The organism is Vulcanococcus limneticus LL, from assembly GCF_002252705.1.
Taxonomy (GTDB): domain Bacteria; phylum Cyanobacteriota; class Cyanobacteriia; order PCC-6307; family Cyanobiaceae; genus Vulcanococcus; species Vulcanococcus limneticus.
On the sequence record NZ_NQLA01000041.1, the window covers coordinates 1 to 25356 of the forward strand.

Consider the following 25356-nt stretch of genomic DNA (forward strand, 5'->3'; position numbering starts at 1 on the left):
AACGCCTGATCCGCCAGCCGCCGCACCTGCCGCAGGGGATGGGCCCTGGGGATCCGCTCCTCGGTGGAGACGTAGGAGAACAGGGGACCGGTCCGCTGCTGCTGGCCGCGCATCCGTTCAGTGCCGTTGGGCCATTCTCCCGCGGATCGGTTGGTTTTTCAGCAGCCTCCTAGGAACAGGGGATTCCAGGGTGTTCCTTGCCTGACCATTGGTGCGTCCAGCTCCATGGACAGTTCCGGCTGCACCAGGATCGCCCTGGGCTGGTCTTTGCTGCTGGCCCCATGGGACTTGGCCCGCCGACACAGCGGCCTGAGGATCACACCAGATCGACCGGCGGATTCCTTTTGGACGGTGATGGACCCGTGCTGGTGGTCACGGCCCTTGATCCTGGGGCGGCCCCTGGGCGCCCCCCGTGACAGCAGTGCTGGATCTGATCTCCGTGGCGCGCCATGGGCTCTGCTGCTGTTGTATCCATGGCAGTTGGGGTAGGATTCAGTCAACTGACTATTTCCCATGGATGAGGGGCTGCATGACTTTTGGTATGCGGTAGACCATGCTTCTTCGCTGCGATCTTCTCCCCGCCAGGTCACTCTCTTGGATCAAAGGTATATCCTTTTCCGTGATGAGCAAGGCTTGCCCAGGGCTGCCTTTGATCGTTGCCCTCATCGCAGCGCAAGCTTTAAGAATGGATGGGTTGAATCGGGGTGCTTGCACTGCCCATACCATGGATTCAGCTTCAATGCCGATGGACACTGTGTTCATGTGCCTGTTGATCAGCCAGGAACACCAATACCGACTCTTGCCAGGCTCAAGACGTTGCCTGCCTATGAAAAATCTGGATTTATCTGGCTGTTTCCTGGGGTGGCCGAAAGGGCCGATCCTGGTTTGATCCCGGATTTTCCTGAATTTGGAGATCCGGGGTGGCGGGCCGTTGAAGGTCAGTATGAGTGGGATGCAAATTTCAGTCGCGTTGTGGAGGCGACTCTTGACACATCTCATGCCCCCTTTGTCCACAAGACATTCTTCGCTAATCGTGACGAAGCGGCGATTCATCCTTTGGAAGTCATTGAGACTGATCGCTCGGTCTCCTGTTTTGTGAACACTAAGCCGCCCAAGCGGACGGGCCTCTTCAAGCTGGCCATCAGAAGGAAGATAGAGCACTCTACCTCTTGGATGACTTGCTATCTCCCCAGTCTGAACAGGCTGGACGTCCATTTTAATATGAATGGATACCGGTTTATATACGTGGCAAGTAATATACCCCTTAGTTCAACTCGCACCCTCACCAAGTGGATTGAAGTCCGAAACTTTGTTAGGCAGCCTTTTGCTGATCGTCAGTTTATTAAAGATACCATACATACCTATCACGAGGATCGCTCTGTTGTGGAGACCCAAGACAAAGGACTGACTTGGGATCTGGGGCAGCGTGAGCTGCTTCTGGCTTCTGACAGGCTCATCCTTGCCTATCGGAAGAAGATGGTGGCGCTGCTTTCCGTGAACAAGGAGCACTGAAGATGCATCGGTTACTCTGGTTTTCAGAGGTAGTGCCGTTTTCCCGATTTTGTATCGATGCAAGTCACTCAGGCTGGGCTACCTGTAGATTCCTGCTTCGGTTTTGAGCCGAGTAGGTAGGCCCCAACCAGAATCACTGCGGCCTGGGTTATGAAGCTGCCGCTGGGTGTCTTGTCGTAAATCACGCCTGCCACGATGGGACCTGCGCAGTTGGCAAGATTTGTGAGAGAAGCAAGGCTGCCGAGAACTACCCCTTGTTTTTCGCTGGGAGTGAGGCCCGAAATCAGGCTACGCGATGTTGGTTGCACAAACGAAGCGCCAATCGCAAGTAGCATTGCCGAAACTACGATCAGGGTTGCACTCAATGGCTTCAATAAAGATGCAGTAGGGATCAATACTAGTGCAAAGGCTGTCGCTATCATCCCGAAGCGGTTTGCTGCGTGTTCGCCAACTTTGTTGACGGCTTTGCCGGTAAAGCCGATCTGAGCGACGGTAAGCGTCAGCCCCAGCAGAACAAACAATCCACTTGTCTGGCTTGAAGTCCATCCAAAGAGGTCTTTGAGCGCTAAGACCAGCAAGCTCACAAAGGCTGAGAATGCAAAGCTATAGGCGCTGAAGCCGATGGCCACTCTGTTGATGATGGGTGTTTTGAGCAGCTCAATCACTGGCTGGATGAGTTTGATTCGGCCAAGCTCCACTTTCGTCTGCTGGGCCTGTGGCTTGGTCTCTTTGAGAAAAAGAATGGCTGTGATCAAGTTATAGATTGTCAGGCCTGCCGTTGCAAAGATAGGCACTTTTGGGCCGAATCCAACGAGGACGCCTCCAAGGGCAGGGCCGAAAATGGATCCCAACCCAAAGGCCGCTCCGATTAATCCTAGATTTCTAGCGCGATTGCTGATTGTCGAAATATCGGTGATGTAGGCTTGTAGTGCCCCATTGCTTGACATTGCAATCCCTGTTATTGCCCTGGAGACAAGAATCAGGGCCAGTGAATTTGCCCAACCAAAAATCAGGAGTGCTCCTGCGTTGAGGCCAATGCAGGCGAGAATAATCGGTCTCCTGCCGGAATTGTCTGCAAGGGCTCCCGTGACGGGAGACGCAAGCGTGGCAAAAAAGGTTGAGACAGATGCGGTGAGGCCAATTGTCAGGGCATTCGGGTTGTACGAAGCGAGCACAAACGGCAGTATCGGAAATATAATATTCTCGCCGATCTTGTCGAGCAATAAGGTAAAAAAGACGACCCCGAGTGGGTTTGTGATCTTTTTGAGCACTGCTGAGGCCTGTTTGGCCCATTCTATGGCTAGACCTGCTTCCCGCCGCATCTGGCCCCTGGATTCTCCTTCTCGATCTCCGGGGATAAGGCTCAATCGGCTCGGGGCGATTGCTGCTCATCGGGAGGTTGTGGTTCGGGCGTGTGATGTGAATGGCCAGCCGTTGATCCGGCTCCTGGGCACGCCCAGTCCGTCGCCGGCACCCGCTCTCCGGCGAAGGACTCGTGATGCGCGATACCGGGCTGACCTGGATCTCAGCGATCGCCCTGTCGGAGCGCCTCCAGCAGGTGGGGGTTCACCTGATCAGGGGCTTCATCGTGGGGACAGTGCCCCAGACGGGGCAGCTCCACCAGCTCCTGCACGCAGGCGAATGTGCTCCAACGCCGGGCTTCGGAGATCGGCTCCCAGGGATCACTTTGACCCCAGATCATCCGAACCGGTGTCCTGAGGTCTGCCAGGAGTTCAGGGGCGATGCGGTCGTTGAAAAGGTTGATGAAGCCGCGGAAGGCTTCACTGGCGCCAGGCTGTTGTGCGGGTTGAAGCAGAAGCTGTACGAGCTGGTCGTCAATGTTCTGTCTTGTGGGATAGGCCTGTTCAAGCACCTTGCGGATGATGCTGGCTTTGCTCAGTTGGTGGAATAATCCGCCGGTGAGCCAGCGTTGGCGGACGAGTGACTTGAGCAGGGGTCTGCCCCAGCGGCGCAGCGGTGGCTGTTCCGCCAGGCGCTTGTCATCCAGGGCGCGCTGCGCGCAGTCGATGAGGACGACGCCGCCGACGGACTGCCCCAGTTGTTCCAGCTGGCGGGCGGCCGCCAGGGCCACCACACCACCGATCGAGTTGCCCACCAGCTGGACAGGGCCTTGCACGACCTCGTCAACAAAGGCGACCACTTGATCGGCCCAGAGGTCGATGCAGTAGCGGCAGCTTCCCGCTTCTTCGGGTTCGCCCTCCAGTCTCGAGCGTGGTTTGTCACTCTCACCGAAGCCGAGCAGATCGATGGCGAAGACAGCCCGTTCGCCTAGCAGGGGTGGGACGTTGTGGCGCCAGTGTTCCTTGCAGGCCCCAAACCCGTGGATGAGCACGACAGGGCTGGGACCAGGAGGCTCTACACGGTCTTGCTGGGGACCGACGATGTAAGCGACGGAATGGCCCTGCCATGACCAGCGCCGTTGCCAGTTCAGGGGATAGATGGAGTCGGTCATGGGGAGGTTGTGGCGAGATCAGGTTGCCAGGGGTTGACGCGGCCATCCTCAATGCGCCAGATCCGGTCAGCATCCTTGAGCAGGCGTAGGTCATGGGTGACCAGGAGAACCGCGCTGCGCCTTCGGCGGCACAGGTCTCCGAGCAGTTCAACAACGTCCTGCCCGGACTGGCTGTCCAGTGATGCCGTCGGTTCATCGGCAAGGATCAGTTCAGGTTCAGGGGCCAAAGCCCGGGCAATCGCGACACGCTGGCGCTGACCACCCGACAGTTCTTCCGGGTAGTGGTGAAGCCGGTGGCTGAGACCAACGGCTTCGAGCAGATTGCAGGCTTTCTCCACGCGGGCTTTTGGATCCGGCTCCTTCAGTTGAAGGAGCAGCTGCACGTTCTGAAGCACCGTCAGGGAGGCCACGAGGTTGTGACTCTGGAAGATGAAGCCAATGCGGCGGCGGATGGCCACTCTTGAGGCCTCGTCGGCTCCGCGAAGCTCTTGTCCCATCACCCTCAGGGAGCCTTCCTCAACGGAGCGCAGTGCACCGATGAGGGTCAATAATGTGCTTTTACCGCTGCCGGATGGACCAACCAGCAGGGTGACTTCCCCAGCGTGAACCTCGAAGTTGAGGCCGTGCAGGATTTCGCTCCTGAGTTCGCCTTCGCCGTAGCTGTGACGAAGATCTGAGGTGCAGATGACTGAGGTTCTTGTGTTGTCTGTGTCCTGCATGGTTTAGAAGACCGAAGCCGGGTCCGCATCCTTCAGCCGTCGAATCGCAATCGCTGAAGAGGCTGCACAAACCCCGAGGGTCAGGGCGCCGACCAAGGCGGTTTTGTCGGAGGTCATTTCGATCCGAATGCCGGAGGCGGCAGTGAGGAAGGCATACATCCCTGTGCTGATGATGGTGGCGGGGATGAAGGAGGAAATTCCCAGTAGAAAAGCCTCCTGAATGACGATGATCAGAATGAAGCGATCGGCAAATCCCATTGCCTTGAGGGTGGCGTATTCTTTGAGGTGGTCGCTTACGTCGGTGTAGAGCACCTGGTAGACCACCACGCCGCCGACGAGTAGGCCCATGATGGTGCCAAAGCCAAAGATCACCCCGAAGGAAGAGGCTGTATTCCAGTAATCGCGCTCCTGGGCAATGAGCTCGTCCTTGGTGAGCACTTGCAGTTCCGAGCCGTACTGGCGCTGCAGGAAGCGCTGGACACGGGCAGAGCTCGCCCCGGAGCCAAGACGAATCAACCCCATCGAGATCTCGCCCTCATTGATCTGGCGGTATGCCAGCTGGATGGCGGTGGTGTCGCTGCTGATGAGGTTGCTGTCGGCTGCGAAGGTGGAGCCCAACCGGAACAGCCCCATCACCCGGAAGGTCTTGGAGAAATCGGAGAGAATCAGCACCTGGTCGCCTTTGCGTTGTACGGCTGCGGCGATGGGTCCGGTGTTGCGGTTGCCCAGTGTGTCGAACAACACGTAGTTGGGCGTCTTGAGGAGATCTGACTGGGCTAGTACATCGGGCAGATTCAGTACCTGGCTATCGGGGTCGTAGCCGATCAGGCGCAGGCTTGTAGGTTTCACTCCCTTCAGCTTCTGCACATTCACATTGGCCACGTAAAGTGGAATGGCCTGCCTCACCCCTTCCACACCGAGGGCGTTGTAGAGCAGGGACTGGGGAAACTGCTGGAAGTTGCCGCTGTTCAGCGTGGCCGGGCTGATCAGGATCAGATCGGCACCAAGGGCCTCATAAAAGGTGGTGGCGCTGTTGAGAAGCCCCGATTGAAAGCCCAGCTGCATGTACATCAGCAGGGCTGCAAAGCCGATGCCGGTCACTGCCACCAGATAACGGATGGGCTGCCGCTTCAGCTGCAGCCAGGCGAGGGGCAGGTCGGCCAGGTTGAGGCGGCCCAGCAGGCGCCGGAGCCCGCTCATGGGTCGAACCGCACGGTGACGTTGAGACTGCTCAGGCGGGCCACCCGCTGACGATCCGCAGGAGCCAGGTTGAGCTTCACCAGCACCACCCGGGCGTTCACGTCGTTGTTGGCATTGGTGGCGAACAGGTCCCGGTCGGACACCACACCGATGATCGATTCCAGGTCAGCCCGCAGGCTGCCGGTGAAGCCTCCGCTCTCGGGCTGCACCGTGGCTCCCTGGCCGAGGCGTAGCTTTGGGACATCGCTCTGGAAGACCTGCGCCCAGACCTGCATGCGGTCGGTACGGCCGATCAGCGCCAGGCCCTGATCCGTTTCCTTCATCCCAGGCCAGCTGTAGATGCGGATCAGGTTGCCGTCAAGGGGGGACCGGATCTCGGCGGCATTGAGCTGCTGACGTGCCTTGACCACGGCGGCCCGGGCTCCGACGATGTCAGCTCGCTTGGTGATGATGCTGGCGGAGGCCTTGGCCAGCTCCTCCTCGGAGATGGCGCCGGCGGCATAGAGCTCACTGCCGCGGCTCTTGCTGATCTCCAGGAAGGGCAGCAGCGCCCTGGTGGACGCCAGGTTCGACTCCGCCTGGTCCAGCATCGCCTTGAGCTGCCCGTAGCTGCTCAGGCGAGCGAGAAGCTGTCCCTTGCTGATCGGGGCTCCCTCCCCCACGAACCAGCGATCCACGACTTCACTGCCACCGGATGTGCCGGCGGGAACGGCCAGCTTCACCAGGCCTCCCTCCGGGGTGAGCCGCCCCAGCGCCGTGACCTGCTGCACCAGAGGGGCTTTCGGGCTGGGTGCCGGTTTGGGGCGGGAGAGGGTCCAGCCCAGCACAGCCATACCGCCGAGCAGGGCGCCGATGAGCCAAGGGCGGTAGCGCTGCAACCGAGGAACCCCCCGGTGCGGGCTCGTGGCGGCCATGGAGGTTTGCGGGTGGGCGGATTTTAGGCTGTGCCTGGCGTTAGCATCCGCCCCATCACAATCTCCATCTGGGATGCGCCGCGTCACCCTGCAGGCTGGTGAGTACGTCTACAAGGTGGATGACCCCAGCACCAGCATCTACGTGGTCCGCTCGGGAAAGGTGGAACTCACCACCCCGTATCCGGAGACGGGTGAGGGGGTGGAGCAGTCCCATGGCCCCGGTCACGTCTTCGGCGAGGTGGAGGTGATTGATGGTCGCAGCCGTACCACCAACGCCCGGGTGGTGGCGGTCAGCGATCTGATGCAGATCGAGCGGGAGGAGCTGATGGATATTCTCTACACCCATCCCGAGAAGAGCCTGATCCTGGGTAAGAGCAGCTTTGAGCGGCTGCGGGAACTCTTCAGCGAGGAGTCGCTGGAATCGGAACTGGCCCGTCTGCGGGAGGAGATGCAGCTCAGCATCCGCGAGGCCGTGGTGGCCCATGAATCCCGGGTGGTGAAAAGCCACAACGGCATGGCGGCCATCGGTGTGCCGATCGTGCTGATGGTGGCCCTGGCTGTCGGCTCCTACTGGTTCTTCCACCGCGGCTGAGTCCGCAGTTCTCTCTCGCGTTGAGTGATCGCCATGCACCAAGACCCTTCACCTGAAGAGAAGAACGCCGCTTTCGAGGCGTTCCGCAGCGACCTGATGAGGTCGGTGGATAAGGGCATGAAAGACCATGAGTCGAAGATGACCAAGATGGGCTTCCTCTTTCTGGGCATCTTCGTGGGGGTGATTGCCTTGGCGGCGCTGCTGCCCTGAGAGATCCCGACAGAAAACACCACCCAGGGCCAGCCATGCCGGCCCTGGGTGGTGCGAATGGTCTCGGCGTCCGGGGTCAGGGTGCCGAGACCATTCGGCTCCCGCTCCCGGATGGGATCCGGTTCAGACCGTCGCCTTCTGGTCGGCCAGCAGGGCCTTGAGCTTGGCGAGTTCGCCGGCCCAGCGGGGGTCGGGGGCATCTTCCTGCACGGTGTCGCTGTGCACCACCTTGTTGACGGCCTTGCGGGCCACCTGGCTGGTGGGGGCGCCACCGGGGCGGCGGTCGCCGCCGGTCGGCCGCGCGTCACGGCGCTCGGAGCGCTCGATGCGCAGGCTGTTGCCGCCGAACTCGCGGCCGTTCAGCTGCTCGATCACCGCATCGGCGACCTTCTCGTCGTCCACGTTGGCGAAGCCGAAGCCACGGCCGGCGCCGGTCTCCCGGTCCTGGACGGCCTTGAAGCGGATGCCTTCACCCACAGAGGAGAACAGGGCCTCGAGTTCGGTGGCTTCGAAGCTCTGCGGCAGGTTGCCGACGTACAGACGAACGCTCATGGGATCGGGAGAGGGAAGGAGGTGGGGAGCTGTGCTGGCCGGGGTCGCTGGCTGATGGCACGGGCCTGGACCCGGCATCGGCTGGCTCTGGCCCGCGATCGGCGAGCCTGACGTTCTTGTCCTCATCGGCGTTCCGCAAGCTCCGGAGGCGCGCTCAAGTCGCTCTCGGGCGGGATTGGAACGGTGATTGGGACTGCAGCGAAGCCCTAACTGGCGCGATTCAGGTCGTTGAAAACGACTTTGCCAGTGAAGTTAATCACGGCGGGGTGTCCTCCCGCCAGCCTCAGGCCGGCACTCGAGCCAGTGGCGGGCCCAGCGGAGGGCGGCCTCGGCGCCGTGCACACGGCCAAAGGCCTGCTCCAGCAGCAGGCGCTCCATCAGCTCCCCCAGCAGGGGCGAGGGGGCCAGGCCGCAGGCCTGCTGCAGGCGGCGCCCATCCAGCGGTGGCCGGGGATGGAACAGGCGATCGTCCGGATCGCGCCAGCGGCCCAGCCAGGCCTGGGCCAGCCCAGCCGGCCAGGCCAGCAGCAGGGCCGGCAGGTCCGCTTCGAGCTGGCGTTGCAGTTGCAGCCGCTCCGCCTCCGGCAGGGCGGCGATGACGGCGCTGACCTCTTCGGGTTGGCCCTCCTCCAGCCGCTGCCGCCAGCTCCGCAGCCGGCCGGCCCGCTGCTGCAGCTTGCGGCTGCTGCGCAGCCGCTCCAGGGCCTCCGCGTCGAACAGGGCGGCCAGGCGGGCCAGGGGCAGAGCCTCGGCCGCTTCGGCCTCCGTCAGGCCGGCCGCGGCGACCCGCTCCGGGCCGAGGCGCTCCAGCAGGGCCAGATCACCGCTGGCGGCGGGCCCAGCAGCTGCGGCGCTCCAGGGGCCGAGCAGGCCGGTGGCCACGGCCTGGGCCAGCCCGCGGTGCCCCAGGGGCGCGGCCGCCAGCTTCTCCAGTTCCGCCAGCACTCGCTCGGGTGCGACCTCCGGCAGCCGGCCATGGTGCCGCCGGATCCAGGCCTCGCTGCTGGGATCGAGGCCAAAGCCGAGCTGGGCAGCCAGCCGCACCCCCCGGAGGAGCCGTAGCGGGTCGGCCAGCAGGTTGGCCTCGCTCACGGCCACCAGCCGCCGCTGCCGCAGGTGCTCCAGGCCGCCGCTGGGGTCGACCAGCGCCGCCCCTGGCCGCAGCGGCAGGGCGATCGCGTTCACGGTGTAGTCGCGCCGGCCCAGGTCCGCCTCCAGGCTGGCGCCCTCCTGGCGGGCCAGGTCCAGGCTCCAGCCCCGGATCACCAGCCGCGCCATGCAGCGCTCGGCGTCGAGCACCACCGCGCTGCCGCCGTGGCGGCGGGCCAGGGCCCGGCAGAGCGCGATGGCATCGCCGCTCACCACCAGGTCCAGGTCGGGCTTCGGTCCCAGCCGATCCAGCAGGCCGTCGCGGACGGCGCCACCCACCAGGGCCGCGTCGGCCGGCAGGGCCTCCAGGGGCAGGGGCCAGCGCTCGGGCTCTAGCCGCTGCCAGAGCTGGCGGGTTGGCGCGCCCGTCACAATGGGATCACCCGCGCCGGACGCTGACATGTGCATCTGCGTGGACTGCCACTGGGTGGGGGACTGCCAGGCCTATCACGCGGTCGAGCGCCAGCACGGAGCGCCCCACCTCAACGCGGACCCCGGCTTCGCGCCCAGCCAGCCCCGCATCCACGTGCAGGTGCGCGATCTGCCCGGCGGCCAGGTGGGCGTGGAGTGGGACGTGCGCGCCTGCGCCAGCTTCCAGGCCGATCCCGGCCGCTGGCAGCGGCTCCGCCCCGGCCTGGCCGTGCCGGCATGAGCGCCTCGCCCTGGCTGCTGGCCCTGCACAGCTCCAGCGAGACGCTGGCGGTGGGGCTGCAGCGCTTGGCGGTTGGCGCCGAGCGCGAACCGGCCCACCTCGCCAGTTTTCCCCTGGGCCGGCGCCTCTCCAATGACCTGCTGCCCTGCGTCGAGCAGCTGCTGCCGGCGGAGCAGTGGTCCCAGCTCGGCCGGCTGGTCGTGGCCACCGGCCCCGGCGGCTTCACCGGCACCCGGCTGACGCTGGTGCTGGCCCGCACCCTGGCCCAGCAGCTGGCGATCCCCCTGCACGGCTTCAGCAGCTTTCTGCTGATCGCCCGCCGGCTGGCAGCACCGGGCGGGCCCCTGGCCGGGGCCGAGCGCTTCTGGCTGAGCCAGGAGCTGCCACGCCGCGGCGTGGTGGCCGGCGCCTACGGGCCTGACGCCGCTGCCCTCGGCGGCGTGGTCGAGCTGGAGGAGCCACGCCTCTACCGCCCGGGCGAGGTCCTGCCAGAGGGGCCCTGGGCCCAGGCCCTTGTGGAACCCGAGGCCGATGCCGTCCAGTTGCTGGCCCTCGGTCAGCTGGCGGCGCTCCAGCAGCTGCCTGGGCCCTGGCAGCCGGTGCTGCCGCTCTACCCCACCAGCCCGGTGGAGGGGCCGTGATGGCGCGGTCCCGCTCCCAGGGTCAGGCCTCCCGGCGGCTACGGGCTGGGCGCCAGCCCACGGCGGCTGGCCGGATCCCGCCAGGGCCGGGGGCTGGGGCGATGCCCGGTTCCGCCGCCGCCGAGGGCCAGACCGGACCACCGAGCCGCCCCCGCCGCGCCCGGCCCAGGCGACACCGCGGCGGGGGTCGCCGCTGGCTGCTGGTGCTGCTGGCGGCCGGCGGACTGCTCTGGCTGTCGCGGGGGCTGCTGCTCCCCACCCCGCCCAGGCCCCAGCTGATCCTCGTGCTCGGGGGTGATGTGGCGCGCGAGCGGGCCGCCGGCGAACTGGCCCGCCGCGACGGACTGCCGCTGCTGGTGAGCGGCGGCAGCAACCCCGAGTACGCCACCTGGCAGTTCGGCCAGCAGGGGCTAGGAGCCGGCCGCGTCCAGCTCGACTACCGCGCCCACGACACCCTCACCAACTTCACCTCAGTGGTGGATGAGCTCAAGCGGGCCAAGGTGCGCCACGTGCTGCTGGTCACCAGTAGCGACCACATGGAGCGGGCCCTGCTGGTGGGGCGGATCGTGGCCGGCAGCCGCGGCATCCAGCTCACCCCGGTGGCGGTGCCCTGCGGCGACCAGTGCCATTCGGAGGGGCGCCGCAAGGTGTGGGGCGATGGCGCCAGGGCCGCCCTCTGGGTGCTGAGCGGCCGCGACGTTAAGGACTGGGCGGCAAGGCGGTTCGCTCCGCTGCTGGAGCCAGCGCCGCGTTCCTGAGTGGGCCGCGAATCAGTCCCTGGTCCAGCAGAGCGTTGATCTGCTCCTGGCAGGCGGCGGTGGCGGCATCGAGATCGGCGCGACGGCGCGAGGCCGGTGGCGGGATCGGCGTGCCGATGCGGATGTGCACCGGTACCAGCCGGGGCTTGCTCTGGCCGGGTCCCAGGGCCCGGTGGCTGTTGATGATCGCCACCGGCAGCAGCGGCACGCCGGCCCGGGCTGCCAGCAGGGCGGCACCGGCCTGGGGGCCATTGACGCGGCCGTCGGCCTGGCGGCTGCCATCGATGAACACGCCGGTGGCCCAGCCCTCCTCCAGCCGGTCGGTGGCGATGCGGATCGCCTCGCGATCGCTGGCCCCCCGCGACACGGGGTAGGCGCCGCAGGCCCGGATGATGGGCCCCAGGATCGGCACCTTGAACAGCTCGGCCTTGGCCATGAAGGCCACCGGCCGGCCCAGGGCATGGCCCAGCAGTGGCGGATCCAGGTGCGAGCCGTGGTTGGCCACCACCACCAGGGCCCCCTCCATCGGCACGTTGGCGTTGCCGGCGGTGCGGCCGCGGAACAGCAGCCGATACACGGGGAACACCAGCAGGTAGCTGATCAGCCGGTAGGTGAGGCTCGGCTTGGGGGTGCTGAGCAGGGCTGGCGGCTCGCTCTTGCGGCGCCGGCGCCGCAGCACCCGCTTCACCACATTCACCGGACGGCTCCCCGGACGCGGGTTGACCGGGGGACCCTGCTCGGAGCCGCTCACAGGCCCAGGTCGGCCGCGCCGCCGATCTGGGCGGTGCTGATGCCGGCGCAGCTGCGCTTGATCAGGCCGCTCAGCACGGCGCCCGGGCCGATCTCCACGGCGGTGTCGATGCCGTCGGCGCTGAGGCGCTCCATGGTCTCGCGCCAGCGCACACCGCTGGTCATCTGGCGGCGCAGCCGGGCCTTGAGGGCCTCGCCGCTGGTTTCGGGGCTGGGATCCGTGTTGCTCAGCACCGGGATAGCGGCGTCGGCGAAGGGCACGGCCTCCAGCTCGGCGGCAAAGGCCTCGGCTGCCTCGGCCATGAAGGGGGAGTGGAAGGCGCCGCTCACCGCCAGGGGGATGGCGCGCTTGCACGTCAGGGCGCTGCTCACCTTGGCCACCGCTTCCGGGCTGCCGGAGAGCACCACCTGGGCGCTGCTGTTGTCATTGGCGACCACCACTCCCTCGGTGGCGGTCACCAGGGCGTCGAGCTCGCCCCGATCGAAGCCCATCACGGCGGTCATGGCGCCACCGCCGGCGCCGGCCATCAGCTCACTGCGGATCTTGATCAGCCGCAGGCCGGTGGCCGCGTCGAACACGCCGGCGGCATAGAGGGCCACCAGTTCGCCCAGGCTGTGGCCTGCCACCAGATCGGCCGAGCGGCCCTGGGCCCTGAGGCCATCCACCAGCAGGCTCTCCAGCACGAACAGGGCTGGCTGGGTGTTGCGGGTGTCGTTGAGGTCGCTCAGCTCGCCCGTGGCCTCGCCGGCACAGATGGCCCCCAGGTCGCGGCCCAGTAGCTCGGAGGCGGCGGCGAAGCGCTCCACCGCCCCCGGCAGCTCCAGCACGCCGGCGGCCATGCCGACCTTCTGCGACCCCTGTCCGGGAAACACCCAGGCGATGCCCATGCGCGCCAGTTGCACTGTGGGCAGGAGATTAGGGCTCAGCCCCGCGGGCGACGCTTCAGGCCTGCGGCCCACTCCAGCGCAGCAGGGCCCCGCCCCAGCTCAGGCCGGCGCCGAAGCCGCTGCTGGCCAGCAGGTGGCCCGGCTGGACGCGGCCGTCCTTGACGGCCTCATCGAGCATCAGCGGGATTGTGGCGGCGGAGGTGTTGCCGTAGCTGGCCAGGTTGCTGAGCACCCGCTGTTGCGGAATGGCGAAGCGCTCGGCCACCGCGTCGAGGATGCGCTGGTTGGCCTGGTGCAGCAGCAGCCAGTCCAGTTGGTCGGCGGGGGTGCCGGTGGCCTCCAGCAGCTCCTTGAGGATCGCCGGCACTTCCCGCACGGCGAATTTGTAGACCTCCTGGCCGTTCATCCGGATCGGCGCGAAGCCGCCCACCTGGGCGCTGACGCCGGCCAGCAATTCGCGGTGGGTGTCGCTCTGGGCCAGGGTGAGGCAGCCGTTGCGGCTGCCGTCGGAGCGCATGCGGAAGCCCAGCAGGCCGCCCTCGGCCGCCGGGCAGGCCTGCACCGCCACGGCGCCGGCTCCGTCGCCGAACAGCACGCAGGTGCTGCGGTCGTCCCAGTCGACCCAGCGGCTCAGCTGGTCGGCGCCGATCACCAGTGCCCGGCCCATGGTGCCGGTGGCCAGGTACTGGCCGGCGGTGATCAGGGCGAACAGGAAGCCGCTGCAGGCCGCCGTGAGGTCGAAGGCCACGGCGTTGCGGGCCCCCAGGGCGGCCTGGATGCGCGGCGCGGTGCCGAACAGGTCGTCGGGGCTGGAGGTGGCCAGCAGGATCAGGTCGAGATCCTCGGGGCTCCAGCCCGCGTGATCGAGGGCGGCCTGGGCGGCCCGGGTGGCGAGGACGGTGAGGGGCTCATCGGGTGCCGAGACCCGCCGCGCTGCAATGCCGGTGCGGGTCCGGATCCACTCATCGTTGGTGTCGACCCGCTCGCTGAGGCGCTGATTGCTGAGGCTCACGGCCGGTACTGCGCTGCCGGAGCCCACCAAGGCCATGCCGCCCAGGGCCTGGCCGCGGGGTAGAGCCAGTTCCGGGGCCGCCGCCAACCCCGTGACCGTGGCCTTGCCTGCGCCGAGCGACACCATCGAGCCCTCAGTTTGGGCTCAGTCAACCACAGGCAACGGCGGCCTCCGCGCTGTCTCCGAGACGGTGCAGGTCGTCCATGACGCGGTGGCTGGCGGCGGAGTGGGCCAGCCGCAGGGCGCTCATCACCGCCAGGGCCTTGCTGCTGCCGTGGCCGATCACGCAGACCCCGTCGACCCCCAGCAGCAGCGCCCCGCCGTGCTCGGCGTGGTCGAGGCGCTTCTTGATCCGGACCAGGTTGCTGCGCAGGAAGGCGGAGCCCACCTTGCCGCGGCGGCCCCGGGGCAGTTCGGCCCGCAGCACGTCAAGCAGCACGCTGCCCACCGATTCCAGGAATTTGAGCAGGACGTTGCCCGTGTAGCCGTCGCAGACCACCACGTCGAAGTCGCCGGAGAGAATGTCGCGGCCCTCGCAGTTGCCGGCGAACACGAAGCGCGGCTCCTCCGCCAGCAGCGGGTAGGTCTTCAGGCAGAGGTCGTTGCCCTTGCACTCCTCCTCGCCGATGTTCACCAGGCCGATGCGGGGGCGCGGCACCTGCAGCACGTCGCGGCTGTAGATGTTGCCCAGCAGGGCGAACTGGTGCAGCCACTCGGGCTTGCAGTCCATGTTGGCGCCCACATCCAACACCAGCACCTGCTGGGCCGGGTCCTTGGTGGGGAACAGGGCACCGATGGCGGGGCGATCGATGCCCTTGAGCCGGCCCAGGCGGAAGATCGCCGAGGCCATCACGGCGCCGGAGTTGCCGGCCGAGTACACGGCGGTGGCCTGGCCGTGCTTCACCAGGTCCATGGCCATGTTGATGCTGGCGTCGCGCTTGCGGCGCACCGCCGTGGCCTCGTCGTCCATGGTCACCGAGGGGCCGCTGGGCACCAGCTCGATCAGGCCCGCGCCGGTGGCGGCCGCCAGCTCCTGGCCCAGTCCCAGCTCGGCCACGGCGGCCTCCAGCGGCCCGGTCTCGGCCACGAAGCGGATGCGCAGCGGCAGCTGCTCCACCGCCTGCAGGCAGCCCTCCAGGATCGGGCCGGGGGCGTGGTCGCCGCCCATGCCGTCCACCGCTACCCACAGGCGCTGGCTGTCGTCGATGGCCAGCACGTCGTCCTGGCCGGGGCCCTGCTGCAGGCGCCGCAGCGGGTCGAACACGAGGGGTTGCAGCACCGTGTTGGCCACCGAGCCGGCGGTGCTGGCGGCGGCCCCGGCGGTGCTGGCGGCGGCGCCGGCCACCGAGCCCGCGGTGGAGATCACGCTGCCGGCCACACTGCCCGCCACGGAGCCAGCGGCCTGGCCGGCGCTGCTGGCGGTGTCCACCAGGCTGGTGACCGCCGCGTTTCGGCGATACCAGATCACCAGGCGGCGGATCGCCCGGGGACGCGCGCGTCGGGCGCTGCGGCCGCTGGGATCGGGCGTGGCGTCAGTTGGCTTCGGGGGCAACGGCTTCGACGATGCGCTGGAACAGGTATCCCGTGCCGCGGGCCGTGAGGATCAGCTCGGGATTGGCGGGATCATCCTCCAGTTTGGAGCGCAGCCGCGAGATGTGGACGTCCACCACCCGGGTGTCCACGTGGCGCTCGGGGGTGTAGCCCCACACCTCCTTGAGGATCTCGCCGCGGCTGAAGGGCTCGCCGCTGCGACCCACCAGCAGCTCCAGCAGGCTGAACTCCATGCCGGTGAGGCGGATGCGCTCGTCGCCCCGGTAGACCTGACGCTTGTTGGTGTCGATGCGCAGGTCGCCCACCTGGATCACGCCCGAGTTGGGGATGCCGGCGCTCTGCTCCTTGTCGACCCGGCGCAGCACGCAGCGGATGCGGGCCTCCAGCTCCTTGGGGCTGAACGGCTTCACCACGTAGTCGTCGGCGCCGAGCTCCAGGCCGGTGATGCGGTCGGCCACATCGCCCAGGGCCGTGAGCATCACGATCGGCACGTCCGATTCCTTGCGGAGCTCCTGGCAGACGCCGTAGCCGTCGAGCTTGGGCATCATCACGTCGAGCACCACCAGATCGGGGCTGGTGCGGCGGAAGGTCTCGATCGCCTCCAGCCCATCGCAGGCCGTGACCACCTGATAGCCGATCATCGAGAGCCGGGTCTCGAGGATGCGGCGGATGCTGGCCTCGTCATCGACGACCAGGATGGTTTCCTTCGCGGGGGACGTGGCCGTCATTGCGCCTGTCGGTTCGGACGGGTTAACTCGATCGCCCTACTGAACAGGGTCCCGGGGCCCCCAGGTTCACCTAGAGCCACCATTCTTCATACACCTTCTTGGCCCGTCCCACCACCACCTACGTCTGCCAGAGCTGCGGCGCCCAGACCCGCCAGTTCTTCGGCCGGTGCTCCAGCTGCGGCGCCTGGAACAGTCTGGTGGAGCAGACGGCCCCCGCCAGCGACACGCGCCGGCGCCGTCCGGTGGCGGCGGACGCCAGTGCTGCGAGTCCCCGGCAGCCCCGCCGCTCCGAGCCGATCGCGGCGGTGGGCGAGCGGCCCCTGCAGCGCCTGGGCAGTGGCTATGGCGAACTGGACCGGGTGCTCGGCGGCGGCCTGGTGCCTGGCTCCCTGGTGCTGCTGGGGGGCGATCCCGGCATCGGCAAGAGCACGCTGCTGCTGCAGAGCGCCGAGGCGATGGCCACCCGCTGCTCGGTGCTCTACGTGAGTGCGGAGGAGTCGGCCCAGCAGGTGAAGCTGCGCTGGCGCCGGCTGGCGGAGGGGGCCAGTGAGGTGGAGGGCGAGATGGGCGGCGAGGCCCCGGCGCCGCGGGCCCAGGTGCGGGCTGAGGCGCCGGAGTCTGCTGGCCTGCAGCTTCTGGCCGAAACCGACCTGGAGCTTGTGCTGCAGGAGCTGGAGGCCCTGAGGCCGGCGGTGGCCGTGATCGACAGCATCCAGGCCCTGCACGACGGCGAGCTCAGCAGCGCCCCGGGTTCGGTGGCCCAGGTGCGCGAGTGCGCCGCCGCCCTGGCCCGCATCGCCAAGCGCCAGGACACGGCCCTGCTGCTGGTGGGCCATGTGACCAAGGAGGGGATGCTGGCGGGCCCCAAGGTGCTCGAGCACCTGGTGGACGCGGTGCTCACCTTCGAGGGCGACCGCTTCGCCAGCCACCGGCTGCTGCGGGCAGTGAAGAACCGCTTCGGTGCCACCCATGAGCTGGGGGTGTTCGAGATGCGCGGCCGGGGCCTGGCGGAGGTGAGCAACCCCAGTGAGCTGTTCCTGGGCAGCGAGGAGCCCAGCGCCGGCACCGCCACGATCGTGGCCTGCGAGGGAACCCGGCCCCTGGTGGTGGAGCTGCAGGCCCTGGTGAGCACCACCAGCTACGCCAGTCCGCGTCGCACGGCCACGGGTATCGGCACCAACCGTCTGCACCAGATCCTGGCGGTGCTGGAGAAGCACCTGGGCCTGCCGCTCTCGCGCTTCGACTGCTATCTGGCGGTGGCGGGCGGCCTGGAGGTGGAGGAGCCTGCGGCGGACCTGGGGGTGGCTGCGGCGGTGGTGGCCAGCTACCGCGATCTGACCCTGCCGCCGGGCACGGTGCTGATCGGCGAGCTGGGCCTGGGCGGCCAGCTGCGGCCCGTGGGGCAGCTGGAGCTGCGGCTGCAGGAGGCGGCCCGCCTGGGCTTCACGCGGGCGGTGGTGCCCAAGGGCAGCGGCCTGGCGCGCCTGGCCGCAGGGCTGGACCTCCAGCTGCTGGAGGCGGGCGGCGTGGCCGAGGCCCTGGTGGCGGCCCTGGGGGTCAACCCGGCCGATGATCGGGCCTAGGACGGGAGCCCGGAGCCGGTGCCATGGCCGCGGTTTATATCGCGGCGGGTCATCTCGCGACGGTTCCCCTCGCAGCGGCTCAGGGCCTCAGAAATACACATCCACGTTCGAGCGGCCCGAGGACTTCAGCCAGTTCTCGATATCCAGGTAGCCGCCGGGGTAGAGGCGCACGGCCTTGGTCCAGGTGTCGGCGGCCTGGTCGAACCAGCGGTCGGCCTCGTCCTGGTTGCCCTGTTCCACCGCCAGCCTGCCCCACTTCTCGTAGATCAGCCCCATGTTCTTGAGGCAGGAGGGGGAGTTTGGGTTCTCCTCCAGGGATTGGCGGTAGTAGTCGAGCGACTTCTCCTCCTCGCCATTGCTCATGTAGATGATCGCCATGTTCTTGAGGATCTCGCCCCGGTCCACCTTGTTCTCTTCCAGCCGCAGGGCCTCCTCGTAGTTGTCCAGGGCCTCGGCGTAGTCGCCGTCGTTCTGGGCCGAGAGGCCATCGCGGTAATAGACGTAGGCCTCCTTGGCCTTGGGATCGATCGGCAGCAGCTTCACGATCAGGTCGGCCATCACCGTGAAGCTCTTGTCGATGAAGTTGTCGTTGCGCTGCGAGCGGGGCACGGGCGGGTTCGGATCGGCGTGGGCCCATCCTCACCTGTGCCCGCCGGCCGGGGGCCAGGCCGTTCGCAGTCCCTAGCGTGGGGGGCCCGCCGCCCGCGCGTGCCGCCCGCCATCGAGGCCGCCACCGACTCCATCTCCAACTCCATCCCCGGTTCCCCCACCCCATCCGTCACTCCAGCCGCGCCCGAATCCGGCCAGCCCCCGGCCGCGCTGCCTGAGGCGGCCAACCCGGCGTCGGGGCCCGTGGCGCCGCTGCTGCTGGAGGTGGACGGGATGAAGTGCGGCGGTTGCGTGCGGGCTGTGGAGCAGCGCTTGTTGGCCCAACCCGGGGTGCGCCAGGCCAGCGTGAACCTGCTCACCCGCACCGCCTGGGTGGGCCTCGATCCCTCCCTGCTGGCGCCGGATCGGCTGGCGGCCGGGGAGGCCAGTGTCGATCCCGCCCTCGCCCTGGTGGACGCCCTGGCGACCGTGGGTTTCACGGCCCGCCGCCGCGACGGCGATGACCCCGTGCGGGAGCGGCTGCGGCAGCGGCAGCAGCGCAGCTGGTGGCAGCAGTGGCGCCAGCTGCTGGTGGCCCTGCTGCTGCTGCTGCTCTCGGCGGCCGGCCATCTGGCGGAGGCGGGCAGCTTGCCCCAGCCCTGGCTGGCGGACATCCGTCTCCATGCCTTGCTGGCCACCGCGGCCCTGGCGGGGCCCGGTCGGCCGATCCTGCGGGGTGGCTGGCAGGCGGCCCTGGCCGGCATGCCCGGCATGGACACCCTCGTGGGCCTGGGCATGGCCAGTGCCTACCTGGCCAGCCTGGTGGCCTTCCTCTGGCCGGCGGTGGGCTGGCAGTGCTTTTTCAACGAGCCGGTGATGCTGCTGGGCTTCGTGCTGCTGGGCCGCTTCCTGGAGGAGCGGGCCCGCTTCCGCACCGGCCGGGCCCTGGAGGAGCTGGCGGCGCTCCAGCCCGATACGGCCCTGCTGCTGCTGGGGGAGGGTGAGCCCCGGCCGGTGCGGGTCGGAGCCCTGCGACCGGGGGATCGGCTGCGGCTGTTGCCGGGCGATCGCGTGCCGGTGGATGGCCGGGTGCTGGCCGGGGAATCGGCGGTGGATGTGTCCAGCCTCACCGGCGAACCCCTGCCCCTGCAGGCCACCCCCGGCAGCGAGCTGGCCGCCGGCAGCCTCAATCTGGAGGCCCGTCTGGAGCTGGAGGTGCTGCGGCCTGGCTCCCAGAGCGCGGTGGCGCGGATCATCCGCCTCGTGGAGCAGGCCCAGGCCCGCAAGGCGCCGATCCAGGGCCTGGCGGACCGGATGGCCGGTCGCTTCACGCCGCTGGTGCTGGCGCTGGCCGCGGCCACCTTCCTGTTCTGGTGGCAGTGGGGGACCAGGCTCTGGCCCCAGGTGCTGATGGCGGGTCCCTCGGTCCATCTGCACGGGGGGCACCGCAGCCTGGGCATGGGCGCTGAGACGCCGCTGGCCCTGGCCCTGCAGCTCAGTATCGCCGTGCTGGTGGTGGCTTGCCCCTGTGCACTGGGCCTGGCGACCCCCACGGCGATCACCGTGGGCACCGGTCGCGCGGCCCGCGCCGGGCTGCTGTTCCGCGGTGGCGCGGCGATCGAGACGGCGGCGGAGCTGCGCCGTGTGCTCTTCGACAAGACCGGCACCCTCACCCTGGGCCGCCCACTCGTGACCGCGATCGCGCTGGTGGAGGACGGCGGCTCCGGCCCTGCGGGCCCCGCCGCTGAGGCGCGGCTGCTGCAACTGGCCGCCAGCCTGGAGGCGAGCAGTCGCCATCCCCTCGCCTTCGCCGTGCTCCAGGAGGCCCAGCGGCGGGACCTGGCGCCGCTGCCGCTGCAGGAGGTCACCGCGCTGGGGGGGCAGGGTGTGGCTGGTCGTCTGGCGGGTGGAGGCTCCTGCTGGGTGGGGCGGCCGGAGTGGGTGCAGGCTGCCTCCGGCGCCTCGCCCCTCACCCCAGCCGATCAGGCCTGGATCGCCGGCCAGGAAGAGGCCGGTGCCAGCCTGCTGGCGGTGGCCGATGGCCCGCAGCTGCTCGGTCTGATCGCCCTGCAGGACCAGGCCCGCCCCGATGCCGCCGCCAGCCTGCGGGCCCTGGAGGCGATGGGATTGGAGCTGGGGGTGCTCAGCGGCGATCGTCGCGGGGCCGTGGAGCGGCTCGGGCTCGAGCTGGGGCTCAACCCTGCCGCCCTGGCCTGGGAGCTGATGCCCGAGCAGAAGCTGGAGCGGATCCTTGCGGCCCGCCACCAGGGCCCCGTGGCGATGGTGGGCGATGGCATCAACGACGCGCCGGCCCTGGCCGCGGCCGACCTGGGCATCGCTGTGGGCACCGGCACCCAGATCGCGATGGACAGCGCCGATCTGGTGGTGCTGGGCGATCGGCTGGAGGGCCTGGCCGAGGCCCTGCGGCTGGCGCGCCGCACCATGGCCAAGGTGCGCCAGAACCTGGCCTGGGCCTTCGGCTACAACCTGGTGGTGCTGCCGATCGCGGCGGGGGTGCTGCTGCCAGGCTTCGGGGTGCTTCTGTCGCCGCCGCTGGCGGCCCTGCTCATGGCCCTCAGTTCGATCACAGTGGTGGGCAATGCCCTGCTCTTGCAGGGGGGGCCGTCGGTGGGAGCGCGCCGTGGCGGCTGAGCCCTTGCTAGCGGCCCAGCCGCACCGGGGCCGGTTCCTTGTGCTGGAGGGCATCGATGGCTGCGGCAAGACCACCCAGCTGGAGCATCTGCGCCGCTGGCTGCCCGCCAGTGGCCTGTTGCCCGCCGGCGCCGAGCTGATCGTGACCCGCGAACCCGGCGGCACCCCCCTGGGCCAGGCCCTGCGCCAGCTGCTGTTGCACCCCCCCGGCGAGGCGGCCCCCGGCAGCTGCGCCGAGCTTCTGCTCTATGCCGCCGATCGGGCCCAGCACGTGCAGCAGCGCATCCAGCCGGCCCTGGCGGCCGGCCACTGGGTGCTGAGCGATCGCTTCGCCGGCTCCACCGCCGCCTACCAGGGCTACGGGCGCGGCCTGTCGCTGCAGCTGATCGACCAGCTGGAGCGGATTGCCACCGGCGGACTGGCGCCCGATCTGACGCTCTGGCTGGAGCTGCCCCTGGCCGAGTCACTGCGGCGCCGGGGATACCGGGAGGCGGATCGCATCGAGGCCAGTGGCGAGGCGTTCCTGGCGCGGGTCTGCGGCGGCTTTGCGGCCCTGGCGGCCGAGCGGGGCTGGCAGCGCCTGGACGGGGGCCAGTCGCCGCAGCAGGTCAGTGCCGCGATCGAGGCCCTGCTGCGGGAGTTCGCCGCCCGTGGCTGAGGACCTGTTCGCCGGCCTGGTGGGACAGACGCCGGCCACGGCCCTGTTAAGGGCGGCCCTGGTCCAGGGGCGTCTGGCACCGGCCTATCTGTTCAGCGGCCCCGACGGTGTGGGCCGCAGCCTGGCGGCGCGTCGCTTCCTGGAGGGGGTGATCGCTGGGCCGGAAGGCTCCATGGCCGTGCGGCGCCGCCTGGAGGAGGGCAACCATCCGGATCTGCTCTGGGTCGAGCCCACCTACTCGGATAAGGGCCAGCTGGTTCCGGCCTCCCAGGCCGTGGAGGCCGGCGTGAGCCGGCGGGCGCCGCCCCAGCTGCGCCTGGAGCAGGTGCGGGGCGTGTCCCAGTTTCTGGGGCGCCGGCCCCTGGAGGCCAGCCGCTGCCTGGTGGTGATTGAAGCGGTGGAGGCAATGGCGGAGGGGGCGGCCAACGCCCTGCTCAAGACACTGGAAGAACCCGGCGACGGACTGCTGGTGCTGCTCAGCGCCGCCCCGGATCGGCTGCTGAGCACAATTCGCTCCCGCTGCCAGCAGGTGCCCTTCGCGCGGCTGCAGCCCGAGCTGCTGCAGAGGGTGCTCGCCGGCCTCCCACCCCATGCGGCCCAGGCTCCAGGCCTGGAACCAGCGCCCGCCACCGGCCCTGAACCGCCCGAGCTGCGGGAGCTGGCCGCCGGTTCGCCCGGGGCCCTGCTGCGGCATCGCCAGCAATGGCAGGCCCTGCCGGCGGGCCTGGCGGAGCGGCTCTCGGGCCTGACGGCGAGCCCGGTGGAGGCCCTGGCCCTGGCCAGGGACTTGAGCGAAGCGCTCGATGGCGAGCAGCAGCTCTGGTTGCTGGATTGGTGGCAGCTGCGGCTGTGGCGTCGCCACCACATTCCCGCCCAGCAGCACCGCCTGGAAACGCTGCGTCGCCAGCTTCGGGCCTATGTGCAGCCGCGGCTGGCCTGGGAGGTGGCCCTGCTGGAGCTCAGCGGCGCGGTGTCGGCCGGCTGAGATGGCATGGGCTCAGGCGGCCTGGGGGCTGCCGCCAGGGGATTGGCGCTGCCGCCTCGCCTCGCGGATCGTCGCGGCCAGCTCGTCCAGATGCCCGCCGCTGGGCAGTTCCAGGCAGTAGCCGGCGCCGTAGACGGTCTTGATGAAGCGGGGTTTGCGCGGATCGGGCTCCAGCTTGGTGCGCAGGTGGCGCACATGCACCCGGATTGTCTCGATATCGTCGTCGGGCTCGTAGCCCCACACCTCCTTGAGGATCAACGAGGGGGCCACGGTCTGGCCATGGCGCTGCAGCAGGCAGTGCAGCAGTTCGAATTCCAGGTGGGTGAGGCGCACCGGTTCGTCGAACCAGAAGGCCTCGAACCGCTCCGGCACCAGGGTCAGCGGCCCGTAGCTGAGGATCTCGTTGTGCTTGGTCGAGAGCGGGGCCCGCTCGGAGCGCCGCAGCAGGGCCTTGATGCGCACCTGCAGCTCCTCAAGGTCGAAGGGCTTGGCCAGGTAGTCGTCGGCGCCGGAATTGAAGCCGCTCACCTTGTCCTTGGTGCTGCCCAGGGCGGTGAGCATCAGGATCGGGATGCGGGCGGTGCGCTCGTCGCGGCGCAGGCGCTGGCAGAGGGTGAGGCCATCCACCTTCGGCAGCATCAGGTCCAGCAGGATCAGATCCGGGATCGTCTGCATGGCCAGGGCCTGCCCCTTGACCCCGTCGTCGGCGCGCTGCACGTCAAAGCCGCTGTGCTCCAGGTGGCCGGCGACCAGCTCGCGCATGTCGCTGTCGTCTTCGATCAGCAGGATGCAGGGTTTCATGGCAGCTACGGCAAGGCGCCGCGGGTGCGGCTCTGGACTGGATGTGGCCGCGGCCCCGGCCACGCTTCATGTAGGCATTCTCCTCGCGGGTGCGCGGATGTGCACCGCCAGGCCGCTGGCCGCATTCCATCACGATCGGCCAGATGCCCTGCACCCAGAGGGCTTTGGGCCAATGACGCGCCCCGTTTGGCTCGTCAATCTTCAGGTTTTCTTTGGATCAGGATCTTGTAAATCGGCAAAGTTGGTGCCAGCTGGCTGGCGCTGGGGCCGCGGGCGTCTCCCGCCTTCGCCCCGGCTGTGCCCAGGCTTCGGGCCCTCAGGCCAGCGCCATGCTGCAGCCATGAAAAAACCCCAGCCGTTGGGCTGGGGTTGGAGAAGAACTCCCCGGGCGGGATTCGAACCTGCGACCAATCGATTAACAGTCGATCGCTCTACCGCTGAGCTACCGAGGAATGGGTTCCTAAACAACGAGCCCCTGGGGAGCCGGTTTCCGGGAACGGGGTCCCTGACTGGGACCTGAAGACCTTACCCCTCAGCCCCGCCCCTGGGCAAGGGGGCCAGCCGCCTGCCCAGGACCTCCCCTGCCTGCCAGGGGCCGGCGCTGCCCCGCTCCACGAGGGCGGCGCCATCGCACCACCGCAATTCGTCGAGGCGGTGGGTGATCCACAGGGCCGTGATCGGCGCTTCGCCCTGGCTGCAGAGCTGGCGGATCAGCAGCAGCAGGTCCCGCTGGCTGTCCGGGTCCAGCAGGGCGGTGGGCTCATCCAGCAGCAGCAGACGGGCCCGACTCGCCAGAGCGCCCGCGATCGCCAGCCGCTGCTTCTGGCCGCCGCTGAGGGTATGGATCGGTCGCCCCTCGAAGCCAGCCAGGCCAACCAGCTCCAGGGCGCGGGCCACCTCCTGCTGGCGCCCGGCGGCGTCCAGTCCTGGGGGCAGCGAGAGCTGGATGTCGCTGCCGCTGCTGGGCAGCAGCAGCTGGTGATCGGGGTTCTGGAACACCAGGGCCGACTTGAGGGGGCTGTGGATGCGGCCCCGGGCGGGCTCTAGAAGCCCGGCGATCAGCCGCAGCAGGGTGCTCTTGCCGCTGCCGTTGCCCCCCACGAGCATCCACAGGCCGGGCCGCGGGATCGTGAGGCTGCAGTGGTTGAGGGCCCGCTGGCCCGAGGGCCAGGCAAAGCCCAGCTGGTCCACCACCAGCGGCGGTTCGGCCAGGGCTGGGCCGCTGGATTGGGGAAGGGGTGGGGTCAGGGTCAAGGGGGGCAGCTCAGCCCTCGAAGGAGAAGCCCGGCCGCTTGCTGCCGGCGCCCATTGCCGACTTCTCATAGATCTGGACAGCCACCACCTCGCTGCTCAGCAGGCTGATGCGCTTGTCCTCCTCCTTCTCGCAGCTGAGTTCCAGCACCCGCGGGGTGCCGGTCTCCAGGGCCTGCTTCACCTGGCCGTAGAGGGCCTGGGCATCCGTCAGCTCCTTGCGCTGCACGGCAACCGGCATGGGGCTGAGCTTGAGCGAGAGCTCGACGACGTACACGGGCAGGGACTTGCGGCCAGCCCCCACTCTGGCGAATGGCCCAGGCGAGCTGGGCTCCTGAGTGCTTTTACTCATTTGCGGGGCCATGATCGGTTTCTATGCCGGCCCACCCGCCACGGACCCCCGGTTCCCCGTACCATTAGCCCTGTAACGCTTCATGAAGCCGCTCTCATGACGATCGCTGTAGGGCGCGCGCCACAGCGGGGATGGTTCGACGTCCTCGATGACTGGCTCAAGCGCGACCGCTTCGTTTTTGTCGG

General features: G+C 68.4%; 26 protein-coding genes, 1 tRNA gene and 1 pseudogene. 10 read left to right on the forward strand and 18 right to left on the reverse strand.

Annotated elements, in window-relative coordinates; all coding sequences use genetic code 11:
- Window positions 1-113: pseudogene (locus CJZ98_RS13585) on the reverse strand (IS5/IS1182 family transposase); the annotation flags it as partial.
- 400 nt (window positions 114-513) lie between these two features.
- Between CJZ98_RS13585 and CJZ98_RS13590 the strand changes: the two are divergent.
- Entirely contained in the window at window positions 514-1512 is a 999-nt protein-coding gene (locus tag CJZ98_RS13590; protein WP_094591673.1) for an aromatic ring-hydroxylating dioxygenase subunit alpha, read from the forward strand.
- 68 nt (window positions 1513-1580) lie between these two features.
- Here the strand turns inward: CJZ98_RS13590 and CJZ98_RS13595 are convergent, their stop codons facing one another.
- From CJZ98_RS13595 to CJZ98_RS13615, 5 genes are all read right to left on the reverse strand, one after another.
- Window positions 1581-2879, reverse strand: coding sequence for an MFS transporter (locus tag CJZ98_RS13595; RefSeq protein WP_198537796.1), 1299 nt, complete (start codon window positions 2877-2879; stop codon window positions 1581-1583).
- A 158-nt stretch (window positions 2880-3037) separates the two neighbouring features.
- Window positions 3038-3985, reverse strand: coding sequence for an alpha/beta fold hydrolase (locus CJZ98_RS13600; protein ID WP_094591675.1), 948 nt, complete (start codon window positions 3983-3985; stop codon window positions 3038-3040).
- Window positions 3982-4704, reverse strand: a complete 723-nt coding sequence (locus CJZ98_RS13605) for an ATP-binding cassette domain-containing protein (protein ID WP_094591676.1) — start codon at window positions 4702-4704, stop codon at window positions 3982-3984. The genes CJZ98_RS13600 and CJZ98_RS13605 overlap by 4 nt, the downstream gene beginning before the upstream one ends.
- Before the next feature lie 3 nt (window positions 4705-4707).
- Window positions 4708-5904 carry an ABC transporter permease DevC gene (gene devC / locus CJZ98_RS13610; RefSeq protein ID WP_094591677.1) on the reverse strand — a complete coding sequence of 399 codons (1197 nt, stop codon included), beginning with the start codon at window positions 5902-5904 and terminating at the stop codon, window positions 4708-4710.
- Window positions 5901-6818, reverse strand: a complete 918-nt coding sequence (locus CJZ98_RS13615) for a DevB secretion protein (RefSeq protein WP_094591678.1) — start codon at window positions 6816-6818, stop codon at window positions 5901-5903. The genes devC and CJZ98_RS13615 overlap by 4 nt, the downstream gene beginning before the upstream one ends.
- Before the next feature lie 73 nt (window positions 6819-6891).
- Here CJZ98_RS13615 and CJZ98_RS13620 point away from each other — a divergent pair, with 73 nt between their 5' ends.
- Entirely contained in the window at window positions 6892-7410 is a 519-nt protein-coding gene (locus tag CJZ98_RS13620; protein WP_094591679.1) for a cyclic nucleotide-binding domain-containing protein, read from the forward strand.
- A gap of 33 nt (window positions 7411-7443) precedes the next feature.
- The gene (locus tag CJZ98_RS13625) at window positions 7444-7620 is read left to right on the forward strand and encodes a hypothetical protein (RefSeq protein WP_198537798.1); all 177 of its coding nucleotides are present in this window, start codon (window positions 7444-7446) and stop codon (window positions 7618-7620) included.
- 123 nt (window positions 7621-7743) lie between these two features.
- Here the strand turns inward: CJZ98_RS13625 and CJZ98_RS13630 are convergent, their stop codons facing one another.
- Window positions 7744-8172 (reverse strand): RNA recognition motif domain-containing protein, encoded by a 429-nt coding sequence (locus CJZ98_RS13630; RefSeq protein WP_094591681.1) that lies wholly within the window; start codon window positions 8170-8172, stop codon window positions 7744-7746.
- A gap of 252 nt (window positions 8173-8424) precedes the next feature.
- Entirely contained in the window at window positions 8425-9693 is a 1269-nt protein-coding gene (locus tag CJZ98_RS13635; RefSeq protein ID WP_232756478.1) for a tRNA nucleotidyltransferase/poly(A) polymerase family protein, read from the reverse strand.
- Window positions 9694-9721: 28 nt separating this feature from the next.
- Between CJZ98_RS13635 and CJZ98_RS13640 the strand changes: the two genes are divergently transcribed.
- The 3 genes from CJZ98_RS13640 (at window position 9722) to CJZ98_RS13650 (ending at window position 11372) form a co-directional block, all read left to right on the forward strand.
- Window positions 9722-9973, forward strand: a complete 252-nt coding sequence (locus tag CJZ98_RS13640) for a Ycf34 family protein (protein WP_094591683.1) — start codon at window positions 9722-9724, stop codon at window positions 9971-9973.
- Complete coding sequence (gene tsaB, locus CJZ98_RS13645; RefSeq protein ID WP_094591684.1) at window positions 9970-10614, forward strand: tRNA (adenosine(37)-N6)-threonylcarbamoyltransferase complex dimerization subunit type 1 TsaB; 645 nt, start codon at window positions 9970-9972, stop codon at window positions 10612-10614. Before CJZ98_RS13640 ends, tsaB begins: the two co-directional genes overlap by 4 nt.
- Window positions 10615-10715: 101 nt before the next feature.
- Window positions 10716-11372 carry a YdcF family protein gene (locus tag CJZ98_RS13650; RefSeq protein ID WP_094591685.1) on the forward strand — a complete coding sequence of 219 codons (657 nt, stop codon included), beginning with the start codon at window positions 10716-10718 and terminating at the stop codon, window positions 11370-11372.
- Here CJZ98_RS13650 and CJZ98_RS13655 read toward each other — a convergent pair.
- The 5 genes from CJZ98_RS13655 to rpaB form a co-directional block, all read right to left on the reverse strand.
- Window positions 11314-12051 carry a lysophospholipid acyltransferase family protein gene (locus CJZ98_RS13655; protein ID WP_390625532.1) on the reverse strand — a complete coding sequence of 246 codons (738 nt, stop codon included), beginning with the start codon at window positions 12049-12051 and terminating at the stop codon, window positions 11314-11316. The genes CJZ98_RS13650 and CJZ98_RS13655 overlap by 59 nt on opposite strands.
- 68 nt (window positions 12052-12119) lie before the next feature.
- Window positions 12120-13010 (reverse strand): ACP S-malonyltransferase, encoded by an 891-nt coding sequence (gene fabD / locus CJZ98_RS13660; protein WP_094591686.1) that lies wholly within the window; start codon window positions 13008-13010, stop codon window positions 12120-12122.
- A gap of 55 nt (window positions 13011-13065) precedes the next feature.
- Complete coding sequence (locus CJZ98_RS13665) at window positions 13066-14058, reverse strand: beta-ketoacyl-ACP synthase III (protein ID WP_094591697.1); 993 nt, start codon at window positions 14056-14058, stop codon at window positions 13066-13068.
- Between the two features lie 112 nt (window positions 14059-14170).
- Complete coding sequence (gene plsX, locus CJZ98_RS13670) at window positions 14171-15574, reverse strand: phosphate acyltransferase PlsX (RefSeq protein ID WP_094591687.1); 1404 nt, start codon at window positions 15572-15574, stop codon at window positions 14171-14173.
- Window positions 15555-16301 carry a response regulator transcription factor RpaB gene (rpaB, locus tag CJZ98_RS13675; RefSeq protein ID WP_094591688.1) on the reverse strand — a complete coding sequence of 249 codons (747 nt, stop codon included), beginning with the start codon at window positions 16299-16301 and terminating at the stop codon, window positions 15555-15557. The genes plsX and rpaB overlap by 20 nt, the downstream gene beginning before the upstream one ends.
- A gap of 98 nt (window positions 16302-16399) precedes the next feature.
- Between rpaB and radA the strand changes: the two genes are divergently transcribed.
- Window positions 16400-17884 (forward strand): DNA repair protein RadA, encoded by a 1485-nt coding sequence (gene radA, locus CJZ98_RS13680; RefSeq protein ID WP_094591689.1) that lies wholly within the window; start codon window positions 16400-16402, stop codon window positions 17882-17884.
- Between the two features lie 87 nt (window positions 17885-17971).
- On the opposite strand, the gene CJZ98_RS13685 is transcribed toward radA, so the two are convergent.
- Window positions 17972-18493, reverse strand: coding sequence for a photosystem I assembly protein Ycf3 (locus tag CJZ98_RS13685; RefSeq protein ID WP_094591690.1), 522 nt, complete (start codon window positions 18491-18493; stop codon window positions 17972-17974).
- Window positions 18494-18736: 243 nt separating this feature from the next.
- Here CJZ98_RS13685 and CJZ98_RS13690 point away from each other — a divergent pair, with 243 nt between their 5' ends.
- Genes CJZ98_RS13690 through CJZ98_RS13700 form a run of 3 tightly spaced genes read left to right on the forward strand, consistent with a single transcriptional unit; the run spans window position 18737 to window position 22767 of the window.
- The gene (locus CJZ98_RS13690) at window positions 18737-21124 is read left to right on the forward strand and encodes a heavy metal translocating P-type ATPase (RefSeq protein WP_332835051.1); all 2388 of its coding nucleotides are present in this window, start codon (window positions 18737-18739) and stop codon (window positions 21122-21124) included.
- 4 nt (window positions 21125-21128) lie between these two features.
- Window positions 21129-21782, forward strand: a complete 654-nt coding sequence (gene tmk, locus CJZ98_RS13695; RefSeq protein WP_255082612.1) for a dTMP kinase — start codon at window positions 21129-21131, stop codon at window positions 21780-21782.
- Window positions 21775-22767 (forward strand): DNA polymerase III subunit delta', encoded by a 993-nt coding sequence (locus CJZ98_RS13700; protein ID WP_094591692.1) that lies wholly within the window; start codon window positions 21775-21777, stop codon window positions 22765-22767. Before tmk ends, CJZ98_RS13700 begins: the two co-directional genes overlap by 8 nt.
- Before the next feature lie 12 nt (window positions 22768-22779).
- On the opposite strand, the gene CJZ98_RS13705 is transcribed toward CJZ98_RS13700, so the two are convergent.
- The 4 genes from CJZ98_RS13705 to CJZ98_RS13720 all read right to left on the reverse strand — a co-directional run bounded on the left by CJZ98_RS13705 (window position 22780) and on the right by CJZ98_RS13720 (window position 25096).
- Entirely contained in the window at window positions 22780-23568 is a 789-nt protein-coding gene (locus CJZ98_RS13705; protein ID WP_094591693.1) for a response regulator transcription factor, read from the reverse strand.
- A 380-nt stretch (window positions 23569-23948) separates the two neighbouring features.
- A tRNA-Asn gene (locus CJZ98_RS13710) sits at window positions 23949-24020 on the reverse strand.
- A gap of 73 nt (window positions 24021-24093) precedes the next feature.
- The gene (locus CJZ98_RS13715; protein WP_390625531.1) at window positions 24094-24822 is read right to left on the reverse strand and encodes an ABC transporter ATP-binding protein; all 729 of its coding nucleotides are present in this window, start codon (window positions 24820-24822) and stop codon (window positions 24094-24096) included.
- Between the two features lie 10 nt (window positions 24823-24832).
- The gene (locus CJZ98_RS13720; protein ID WP_198537800.1) at window positions 24833-25096 is read right to left on the reverse strand and encodes a hypothetical protein; all 264 of its coding nucleotides are present in this window, start codon (window positions 25094-25096) and stop codon (window positions 24833-24835) included.
- Window positions 25097-25356: the final 260 nt, after the last annotated feature.

Coding starts and splice junctions, on each gene's coding strand:
- CJZ98_RS13590 (WP_094591673.1), top strand. CDS start 514: ATGGATGAGGGGCTGCATGACTTTTGGTATGCGGTAGACCATGCTTCT.
- CJZ98_RS13600 (WP_094591675.1), bottom strand. CDS start 3,985: ATGACCGACTCCATCTATCCCCTGAACTGGCAACGGCGCTGGTCATGG.
- CJZ98_RS13605 (WP_094591676.1), bottom strand. CDS start 4,704: ATGCAGGACACAGACAACACAAGAACCTCAGTCATCTGCACCTCAGAT.
- devC (WP_094591677.1), bottom strand. CDS start 5,904: ATGAGCGGGCTCCGGCGCCTGCTGGGCCGCCTCAACCTGGCCGACCTG.
- CJZ98_RS13615 (WP_094591678.1), bottom strand. CDS start 6,818: ATGGCCGCCACGAGCCCGCACCGGGGGGTTCCTCGGTTGCAGCGCTAC.
- CJZ98_RS13620 (WP_094591679.1), top strand. CDS start 6,892: ATGCGCCGCGTCACCCTGCAGGCTGGTGAGTACGTCTACAAGGTGGAT.
- CJZ98_RS13625 (WP_198537798.1), top strand. CDS start 7,444: ATGCACCAAGACCCTTCACCTGAAGAGAAGAACGCCGCTTTCGAGGCG.
- CJZ98_RS13630 (WP_094591681.1), bottom strand. CDS start 8,172: ATGAGCGTTCGTCTGTACGTCGGCAACCTGCCGCAGAGCTTCGAAGCC.
- CJZ98_RS13640 (WP_094591683.1), top strand. CDS start 9,722: ATGTGCATCTGCGTGGACTGCCACTGGGTGGGGGACTGCCAGGCCTAT.
- tsaB (WP_094591684.1), top strand. CDS start 9,970: ATGAGCGCCTCGCCCTGGCTGCTGGCCCTGCACAGCTCCAGCGAGACG.
- CJZ98_RS13650 (WP_094591685.1), top strand. CDS start 10,716: ATGCCCGGTTCCGCCGCCGCCGAGGGCCAGACCGGACCACCGAGCCGC.
- fabD (WP_094591686.1), bottom strand. CDS start 13,010: ATGGGCATCGCCTGGGTGTTTCCCGGACAGGGGTCGCAGAAGGTCGGC.
- CJZ98_RS13665 (WP_094591697.1), bottom strand. CDS start 14,058: ATGGCCTTGGTGGGCTCCGGCAGCGCAGTACCGGCCGTGAGCCTCAGC.
- rpaB (WP_094591688.1), bottom strand. CDS start 16,301: ATGACGGCCACGTCCCCCGCGAAGGAAACCATCCTGGTCGTCGATGAC.
- CJZ98_RS13705 (WP_094591693.1), bottom strand. CDS start 23,568: ATGAAACCCTGCATCCTGCTGATCGAAGACGACAGCGACATGCGCGAG.